The sequence below is a fragment of the Planktotalea sp. genome (genome assembly GCF_039984035.1).
GTDB lineage: Bacteria > Pseudomonadota > Alphaproteobacteria > Rhodobacterales > Rhodobacteraceae > Planktotalea.
Window position 1 is genome coordinate 1 of the sequence record NZ_JBDWVM010000023.1, and the last position, 2,557, is coordinate 2,557.

Sequence of the window (2,557 nt, forward strand, 5' to 3'; positions counted from 1 at the left end):
TGCGCATTTTTATTGGCTCTGAGAACAAACTTTTTTCACTTTCGGGTTCCTCTTTGGTCGTTTCTCCTTATATGAACGCTGATCGAAAAATTATTGGTGCCGTTGGCGTCATTGGGCCGACTCGTCTAAATTATGGACGGATTGTTCCCATTGTGGACTATACGGCACAACTGGTCGGGAAGCTGATTTCCGACCGGAGCTAAAGGTAGAGAAATGGCTGATCGCGACGAAAACGAATTTTTGGATGATCTGGACGCGCTAGAGGCGGAGTTCGATGAAGCGGAAGAAGCTGAGCCCACTGAGGAAGAGCTTGCCGCAGATGAATTGGCGATTGTGAAAGCGGAGCGGGATGAGTTTAAAGACCGCTTTATGCGTGCTTTGGCGGATTCGGAAAATTCGCGCAAGCGTTCCGACCGTGATCGCAAAGAGGCGGAAAATTACGGCGGCTCCAAGCTCGCCCGTGATTTGCTCCCTGTGTACGACAACATGAAGCGCGCACTTGAATCTGCAACAGACGAGCAACGTGAAACATCTGCTGCGCTCATCGAGGGCGTAGAGCTAACAATGCGTGAATTGGTTAACGTCTTTGGCAAACATGGCATTACGCCAGTATCGCCAAAGGTCGGCGACAAGTTTGATCCACAAGTGCACCAAGCGATGTTCGAAGCGCCTGTTCCTGATACAAAAGCCGGCGACATCATTCAGGTCGCTGCTGAGGGCTTCATGCTCCATGACCGCCTGCTGCGTCCAGCGCAGGTTGGGGTGTCTTCTACCCCCGCTTAACAGCACCTGAGAGACTTTAGAACGGAGGCGTTTCGATTAGTTTCGAGACGCTTCTTTCAATTTGTAGATTAGATCTAGCGCCTCTTTTGCCGTCAGGTCGTCGGGATGGATATCGTCCAACATTTCGACTGCTGGGGATGCTTTGGTTTGCACTGGCGGTGGTGGCGGCGCGGCGGAAAACAAGGGCAGATCGTCGATGACGGCCTTTTGTCCACCGCCTTCGCGTTCTCCCTTTTCCAACGCGTCCAAAACGATGCGCGCGCGTTCGACAACGGCGCTTGGTAGGCCGGCGAGTTTCGCAACCTGAACACCGTAGCTGCGATCAGCCGCGCCCTTAATCACCTCATGCAGGAAGATCACATCGCCCTCCCATTCCCTGACCGAGACGGTCGCGTTTTCAGCGCCGTCCAGCTTAGCCGTCAGGTTGGTAAGTTCATGATAATGCGTGGCAAATAGCGCTCTAGACTTGTTGACATCGTGTAAGTGCTCGAGCGTGGCCCAAGCGATGGACAGGCCATCATAGGTGGCGGTGCCGCGCCCGATTTCATCGAGGATCACCAGCGCATTCTCATCGGCTTGGTTCAGGATAGCGGCGGTTTCGACCATTTCCACCATGAAGGTAGATCGCCCGCGCGCGAGATCATCGGAGGCGCCAACACGGCTAAACAACTGACTCACGATGCCGATATGGGCAGCTTGCGCAGGAACGAAGCTACCCATCTGGGCGAGAACGGCGATTAGCGCGTTTTGGCGAAGGAACGTCGATTTACCAGCCATGTTTGGTCCGGTCAGCAGCCAAATCGCAGCGCCGTCAGACCCGTCTGCCAGATCGCAGTTGTTGGCAATGAAGGGTGCGCCGCCTTGGCTCCGCAAGGCTTGTTCGACCACCGGATGGCGCCCGCCAGAAATTTCAAATGTGCGAGTGTTGTCGACGTTTGGTCGGCTCCAATCTTCCGCACGGGCGAGGGCGGCAAGGCTGGCGCTTAGATCAATCTCAGCCAAGGCGCGGGCTGTATTGGATACCTCGGCCGCCTGTGCAAGAATAGCGCTGGTTAAGGTGGAATAGTGTCGCTTTTCGATCTCTAAGGCGCGATTGCCTGCGTTAAGAATTTTGGTTTCGATCTCAGACAGCTCAACAGTGGTAAAGCGCACCTGGTTCGCCGTTGTCTGACGGTGAATGAAGGTTTCATTCAGGGGTGCGGCGAGCATTTTCTCCGCATGGGTTGCGGTCGTTTCGATGAAATACCCCAGCACATTGTTGTGCTTGATCTTAATCGAAGTGATCCCAGAAATTTCCGCATAGTTCTGCTGCATCGACGCGATAACGCTCCGACCTTCGTCGCGCAGCGCGCGAGTTTCATCCAGTTCAGGGTCAAAGCCGGTCGCAATAAAGCCACCGTCCCGCGCGAGCAGAGGTGGCTCTGCAATCAGTGCATCATTGAGAAGGGCGATAAGATCCTCATGACCGCCGAGCTCAGAGAGGGATTTGTTTAGCAATTCAGGCGCGTCATTTAGCCCCGCCCCAAGAATGGCTTCTGCCTGCTCCAACCCGTTGCGGATGGCGGCGATATCACGGGGCCCACCGCGATCTAGTGACAGCCGAGAAAGCGCGCGATCAAGGTCTGGCACCTTGCGCAGTGTGCTTCGCAAGACCTCTGTTTCACGTGAGTTTTCGAACAGCCACTCGACCGCCGACAACCGATCATTAACCGTGTTCAGATCGCGAGAGGGGCTTGCTAGACGACGCTCCAATAGACGCCCGCCACCGGCGGTA

2 protein-coding genes and 1 pseudogene are annotated in these 2,557 nt (G+C 55.1%); 2 read left to right on the forward strand and 1 reads right to left on the reverse strand.

Going from position 1 to position 2,557, the window contains the following annotated elements; all coding sequences use genetic code 11:
* Together hrcA and ABJQ89_RS01080 are read left to right on the forward strand one after the other, a co-directional pair.
* A pseudogene (hrcA, locus tag ABJQ89_RS01075) lies at positions 1 to 203 on the forward strand (heat-inducible transcriptional repressor HrcA); the annotation flags it as partial.
* Between the two features lie 10 nt (positions 204 to 213).
* Complete coding sequence (locus ABJQ89_RS01080; RefSeq protein ID WP_348494431.1) at positions 214 to 783, forward strand: nucleotide exchange factor GrpE; 570 nt, start codon at positions 214 to 216, stop codon at positions 781 to 783.
* A 36-nt stretch (positions 784 to 819) separates the two neighbouring features.
* Here ABJQ89_RS01080 and mutS read toward each other — a convergent pair.
* On the reverse strand, positions 820 to 2,557 hold a 1,738-nt coding region (gene mutS / locus ABJQ89_RS01085; protein WP_348494432.1), incomplete at its 5' end, for a DNA mismatch repair protein MutS.